At 69.6% G+C, this 6,477-nt stretch carries 5 protein-coding genes; 1 reads left to right on the forward strand and 4 read right to left on the reverse strand.

Features of this window, described 5'->3' with window-relative positions; all coding sequences use genetic code 11:
• From ACFRIC_RS25220 to ACFRIC_RS25235, 4 genes are all read right to left on the reverse strand, one after another.
• Positions 1-2,825 (reverse strand): ATP-binding protein (locus tag ACFRIC_RS25220; protein WP_382789641.1); only part of this gene is annotated, 2,825 nt, incomplete at its 3' end.
• A gap of 152 nt (positions 2,826-2,977) precedes the next feature.
• The gene (locus tag ACFRIC_RS25225; RefSeq protein WP_382789644.1) at positions 2,978-3,310 is read right to left on the reverse strand and encodes a trypco2 family protein; all 333 of its coding nucleotides are present in this window, start codon (positions 3,308-3,310) and stop codon (positions 2,978-2,980) included.
• Positions 3,311-3,759: 449 nt separating this feature from the next.
• The gene (locus ACFRIC_RS25230; protein WP_382789647.1) at positions 3,760-4,332 is read right to left on the reverse strand and encodes a DUF4232 domain-containing protein; all 573 of its coding nucleotides are present in this window, start codon (positions 4,330-4,332) and stop codon (positions 3,760-3,762) included.
• A 389-nt stretch (positions 4,333-4,721) separates the two neighbouring features.
• A complete protein-coding gene (locus ACFRIC_RS25235; protein ID WP_382789650.1) occupies positions 4,722-5,162 on the reverse strand; it encodes a hypothetical protein in 441 nt (146 codons plus the stop codon).
• Between the two features lie 531 nt (positions 5,163-5,693).
• Between ACFRIC_RS25235 and ACFRIC_RS25240 the strand changes: the two genes are divergently transcribed.
• On the forward strand, positions 5,694-6,477 hold a 784-nt coding region (locus ACFRIC_RS25240), incomplete at its 3' end, for a hypothetical protein (RefSeq protein WP_382789653.1).

Consider the following 6,477-nt stretch of genomic DNA (forward strand, 5'->3'; position numbering starts at 1 on the left):
TCGCGGATCTCGACGGCGCGGGTGATGGCGGTGAGGGCCTCTTCCCTGCGCCCCAGGTCCGCCAGATGGTTGGACTGGTTGTTCAGCGACATGGCCAGGTCGGGGAGGAAGGCATCCGGTCGCTGCTCGGCCAGGGTTTCGCGGATCTCGACGGCGCGGGTGGCGGCGGTGAGGGCCTCTTCCCTGCGCCCCAGGTCCGCCAGATGGTTGGACTGGTTGTTCAGCGACATGGCCAGGTCGGGGAGGAAGGCGTCTGGTCGCTGGTCGGCCAGAGCCTGGTAGGTGTCGACGGCACGGGTGGCGGCGGTGAGGGCCTCTTCCCTGCGTCCCAGGTCCGCCAGACGGTTGGACTGGTTGTTCAGCGACATGGCGAAGTTGGGGAGGAAGGCGTCGGGCCGCTGGTCGGCCAGAGCCTGGTAGGTGTCCACGGCACGGGTGACGGCGGTGAGGGCGTCCTCCCTGCGCCCCAGGTCCGCCAGACAGCCGGACTGGTTGTTCAGCGAGGCGGCGAAGTTGGGGAGGAAGGCGTCCGGCCGCTGGTCGGCCAGAGCCTGGTAGGCGTCCACGGCACGGGTGACGGCGGTGAGGGCGTCCTCCCTGCGCCCCAGCTCCGCCAGACGGACGGACTGGTTGTTCAGCGAGGCGGCGAGAACTGCGGGATCGGCTGTCGGTGTGTCGTGGTGTTCGGCCAGGATTGTGGTGAGGGTGGCGGCCCATTCGCTGAGCGCGAGGGTGGCGTGCGGGATCTGGTCGCTCAGCGCCTGGAGCATTGTGATGTCTGAGGTGGTGTGGGTCAGCTTGGTGAGGGCGGCGATCAGGGGTGCCGGGTGGGGGGTTCGGGTGGCGGTGGTCAGGGCGGCCGGCGCCAGGACCGTCGGGGCACTGGCGACGGCGTCGCACAGGATGCGGCTGATCACCTCGTGGTACGGAAGGTGTTGACTGGTCCGGGCCAGGACGGTCAGAGCCTGGGTGGCCTGCCGGCCGGGAAGATGGGTGAGGATGCGAGTGAACAAGTCCGGTTCGCGACCGGCCTCCGTCCCAAGGTGGTGCTCAGCGATCCGGTCGGGCTGGAGACTGCCCCATTCCGCTCCAGCCGGTGCGGGGTACAGGTCTTTGAGCCAGGTGGCCAGCTCCCCGCGTACGCCGGCCGCGCTGTCGCCGGTCAGGCCAGGCAGGTGTGCCAGTAGAGCTCGGGCGTCGTCACGGTTGGTTGCGGGGACCATGCAGGCCAGGGCAACAGCCAGGGAACGGGTCTCCCCCCCGGCGCGTTCCCCGCACAAGCCTTGCCGACGGTCGGCGGTCTCATCCCAGTAATTGCGCTCGTGCCCCAGGAGCCTGCCTTCCAACGAGCGGGCCGGATCGGTGGGCTGCGGGGTACCGGTGGCGTCGAGCAGGGCGAGGAGCGCGGCCATCTGCACCGATAGCGGGGTGTCGAACTCCGATCCGGTCAGCGGCGGCCGGGCGGCCGGAGCAAGGACAGCAGGCAGAAGGGCCGGCCAGTCGACGGCGGGAGACAGGCGGTGCAGGCGCATGCTGAAGTCACCTGCCGCCCGTTGGAAGGCGGTGGCACGCTCGTCAGGCGTGTGGTGCAACGCTGGTACCGCGGCCACGGGCGCACTGGCCAGGGCCTGGCCGCGGCGGTGCTGGGCGGCGCGGGTCCACCAGTCGCCCGCAGCGCGCGCCAGAGCCAGCACCCGGACCGGGGCGGTGACCTGGTCGTGGTCGACAGCTTCGAGCAAGGCATGGAGTTGCTGTGTGCGGGTCTCTGCGTAGTCGACCACGATCAGCAACGGCCGGCGCACCTGCGACAGGACGCCCAAGGGCACGGTGGTGTCGGTGGTCAGGCGGATGGTCGTCCAGCCCCGGACCGCCATCCGGGCGGCGAGTTCGCCGGACAGCCGGGTCTTGCCCGCGCCACCCCGACCGGTGAGCAGCCGGGCGCGCACGAGGCTCTTGCCCCACCCCCAGACGCCGTCTGCAGCCGCACCCGCCGGGCCGGTCTGGCCCTCCTCCTTGGGCTCCAGTCGCCGCCTGGGTATGGCGAGCCCGGTCCCGGCCGCGCGAGGGGTGGGCTTGCACCAATGTTCCAGCTCCTTCAGGAGGTCGTCGCGACCCATGAAGGACACCACCGCCTGCTCGGGGCGCAGCAGGTCAGCGGGAGATTGTGGTGGCTGGGGAACGGCAAGGGGGTCGGTGACGTCCTGGAGGTCGGCGGGCTCCAGGAACATCGGCTGCCCGGTGTGCTGCTCCACCAGTCGGCGCACCCGCGGATCCGACGCGAGCACGTAGGCGGGCACGGCTTCCAGCTGGGTATGACTCCAGCCGGGCGCGTCACCGACCACCACGCCGGTCAGCAGCGCCGGCATGTCACGTCCGCTGCCGCACCACAGTGCCGCACCCGACATCCCGCCCCACGGCGAGGCCTTCTTCGCTGCCCCGCCGTCCTCCAGTGGTTCGGCGCCCATGTCCCCGACCAGGACGTAACGGTCCCGGTCCCGGCCGTTCTCTGGCAGCACACGCCCGTCCCGCTGCACCAGCGACACCGCCTGTGCGCCGGCCTTCCCGGCCTCCGGGAAACCGAGCGCCTGCGCGGGACAGGCCCGCATGGTCACCAGTCGTCCCCACCGCACCCCGGGCAACGGCCCTTCCGACAGATCCCCATCCGCCAGCAGCAGCGCCGCATCCCATCCCTGCGGTCCGTCCTCCAGCCGCCGCCACACGACCTGGCACTTCACCAGACCTGCCCGACCGGGAAGCTGCACCGACACACGGGACGGATCCTTCAGCACGTGCGCGGCCGTCAGCACCAGCCGACCCCCCAGCACATACCCCGATCCCCGCGCCTCCCCGGACCGCACCACCGTCACTCGCGCCCTGTCCACCCTGACCAGACCTTCCCACGATCACGCCAAGATCCCCGATAGACACGTACCCGCCTCACCGGCATCCCACGGGCGGTGAGGCGGGATGCGTGGCTCTACTCGCCGAAACGCGAACCCAGCAACTCGCCCGTCTCATCCGGACGGTCGGTGTTCACGTGATAGGCGCCGTTGGTCACCGTGTCCTTCGGCGTCAGCACCAGCTTCACCCGGTGCACCGACGCCTTCGACACCGACGCCTCCGCATCGGCCGACACCACCCACGCCTTCAGCCCGGCCTTGCCTTTGGCCTCCCTGCGCATCTCCACGGAGAACTCCAGCTCCACCGGCCCGACTTCAAACCGCGGGCCGGCGCTACTGCCTGCCGCCGCAGCCACCAACTCCGCACGCAGGTACTCCACAGCCTCCGCGATCCCGATCTCTTCAGCCACCTCAGACCCCTCCCTCTCGGAGACGCACAACCACCGAGCACGCTGGACAACGCACCAACGCAGACGACCCCACCGCCCCACGAGTTCCCACAACACCCCATAGGCCAAGAGATGATCGGAACCATCCGGAACTATCCTCGGTCCGACCGCAGGTGCTCGATCCGGCACGCAGAAGCGCCGACGCTGGGGGCGCCAAATCAGCCGGACCTACTTCTTCTTGCCCTGGGTTTTGCCGGAGATCTTGGTGACCTGCGTTTTCGCTGCTCAGGGGCGATGGGCTCGTAACTTGGCCGTCATCGTTGGTCGTCATTGGCCGCTGTAGAGCAACGTCGGACGGCCCAGAGACGGCCCAGCTTCAGCCCGCTCGACCGACAGCCGGCACCTTCGACACGCCCCGTCTGAACCTCAGCGCGATCGTCATGCAGGCTGCTCGTTTTGTGGACGGGGGGTCAGGAAGGCTTGACCGCCGAGACCGGGGTGACGGTCACCTTGTTGTCGCACTCGGCCCACCACCCGTCGTTCAGGGCGACCTGGTGCTTCCCGGAGTGCGGCAGCCCGATGACCATCGTCGGATACGCCGCCGGGGTCTTGCCCGACACGCAGTAGCCGTCGCCCTCCCCCTGGACTTGGACGAAGGTCAGCTTCACCCACGCCTTGCCGTGCGGCCGGACCGTCACGGTGGCCGCCCTGCCGGTGGGGGTGACCTTGAGCGGGGTGTTGTGGGCGGGGGAGCCGTTGCCGGCGCCCGCGACCGTCGGATGGCCCTTCAGGACGCACGTCTTCCGAGAGACGTTGGTGAACTGCACGACCGCCGCCCCGGTCCCGGTCCCGACGGGCGGGTGGGCGGCCTGCCGGGCGCTGACCTGGAGGGCGGAGGCCGAACAGGCGGGCGGCGGGGTAGAGGTGGTGGTGGTGCTCGCCGCCATGGCGGTGCCGGGCAGGATGCCGGTCACCGCCGCCGCGACGGCCGTGACCGCCGTCGTCGCCAGACCTGTCCTGCGAATGCCGTTGCTGTGACGCATGCTGTCGTCCCCCTGAGTCGTCTCGTCCGCGGGTTTCGGTCGTCGGTCGTTGCCCCGCGGTACGCGTGGTCGTGGTGCGTGAGTGCAGATAGGGCGGGAGAGCGGCAGGGTTCCGTGCGGCGACTGCTTGTGACGGAACAGTGACGACAGACTGCACCGTGCAGATGGCCGTTGCTGACACACCGAAGGCAACACGCCTTGGAAACAAGGGCGATGCGGCCACTCGATGTGCACCCGTCACGCTCTCAGCTTGGGAAGCTGAGGTGATCCAGGGGCGGGAGCCCTACTGACCTGCGGCGGAGTGATAACGATGCTTGGTGGGTGGGCCAACCGAACGGGCACGAGGGGGCATGGCGACTTCCCGTCAGGTGACATGACGGCTCCCTGCGCTACCAGGCGGGCCGCGGATCGTGGCGTTCTACGGAGAGGTCTTCCGGCAAGTTGCCGCCCGCGTCCGTCCGCCACAGGTACCCCGGATTCGGCGGGTAGTCCTCAGAGGGGGGAGCCGGGTCGTGAAAACGCTGGGTGCGTGGCAGCGGCACTTCGACCAGTTTGCCGTCATGAATCATCCACAGGCCGAAGCAGTCGTCCTCCTCGTCGTGGATCAGCACCTGTACTTTCCCCGGGTCGGGCCACGGAAGCGATTCGAGATGATTCAGCAGTCCGGAGCGCGGGGCCACCCGGTTGAACTCGATGACCCATCCACCGACGAACAAGTTGAGAGGCTCGAAGTGACCGCGCCAGCTACGTGACTCGTCAGGGTGGGTCAGCGGTTCCATGACCTCGTCCGCGTACGTCGCCAGCACGATGACCTGCGCGATTCTGCTCATGCTGGAGTATCGCCGGACGTCACGCGTCAAGGGCAACCCTTATCTGAGAGCAGTCCCGCCTGGCTGCTTCTCCTGGATCTGCGCGTCGTCGATCCAGGTGCCAGCAGGCTGAGTTTCGGAAACCCGCTGGTGAGGGGCCGTTTCGCGCCCTCCTTCGGCAAGTAACACCCCATCGTGGGCGGTGGGCTCTGTGCCGTCTCGGCGGCCTCCAAGCGGTGTCCGGCACGACGGAAGGCTCGTCCCCGCGTCCCAGTACGGCATCCCAGGCCGCGCTCGTTCGCGCAGGTCAGAGGGGGTGGGATGGTTGCGGCGTTGCGGGTTCGGCGGTGGTGGTTGCGGTGGGTGCTCGGTGGCTTTGAAGCTGTGGGGGTCGCACCGGCCGGGGTGGAGTTCGAGGGCCCCGGCAGCCTGGTGACGACTCCCGCCTTGTGCCCGTGTCCCGGGCATTCGTGTGCCCGGGGTCCGGCGTTCGGCGCCCGGCGCGGGCCGGGGCGGCCGTCCGCGGACCACCATTCAAGAAGGAAGACCGACATGAGCATGAACACCCACGCACGTCGTCGTCCGGGCCGCCGCGCGGTCTTCGCCGCCGGTCTCGTCCTGGCCGTCGGGCTCGGTGTGTCGACGCAGGCCCTGGCACAGGCTTCCGTCCCCGCCCCCGTCAAGGCCTCCGCGAAGGCGTCCGCCACGCTGTGGTCGGTCCACGGCTACAACGGCGACGTGGTGACCCAGGTCGCCGACTTCTACGGCGCGTACGTCGACGCGAAGGACGACCCCGCCGGCCCGGACACCGCACTGGCCAAGGCCCTGCGCGCCCACTACCTCACCCCCGCCTTCGCCAAGCGCCTCGCGGCCTGGGAGAAGAAGAACCAGGCCGACGGCGTCCTGCGAGCCCAGAACGTCCCGGTGCAGTGGACGATCGGCGAGGGTCGTGACAGCCGTGAGGTCGCCGTCACCCTGACCTACGGCGGCGGGGAATCGCCGACGACGACCACCCGACTCGTCGTGAAGCAGGAGCCGACCGGCCGCATCACCGACATCCGCACCACCAACAACACCCCCGCGAAGGCATCCGCCGCGGTGCGGTCGGTCAGCGGCAGGACCGGTGACTCGGTGACCCAGGTCGCCGACTTCTACGGCGCGTACGTCGACGCGAAGGACGATCCCGAAGGCCCGGACACCGCACTGGCCACAGCGCTGCGCGCCCACTACCTCACCCCCGTCTTCGCCAAGCGCCTCGCGGCCTGGGAGAAGAAGAACCAGGCCGACGGCGTCCTGCGAGCCCAGAACGTCCCGGTGCAGTGGACGATCGGCGAGG

The sequence above is a fragment of the Streptomyces sp. NPDC056738 genome (assembly GCF_042790435.1).
Classification (GTDB): domain Bacteria; phylum Actinomycetota; class Actinomycetes; order Streptomycetales; family Streptomycetaceae; genus Streptomyces.

Excerpts from the sequence above, each read along its gene's own strand:
- ACFRIC_RS25235 (WP_382789650.1), bottom strand. The coding sequence starts at position 5,162 with ATGAGCAGAATCGCGCAGGTCATCGTGCTGGCGACGTACGCGGACGAG.
- ACFRIC_RS25230 (WP_382789647.1), bottom strand. The coding sequence starts at position 4,332 with ATGCGTCACAGCAACGGCATTCGCAGGACAGGTCTGGCGACGACGGCG.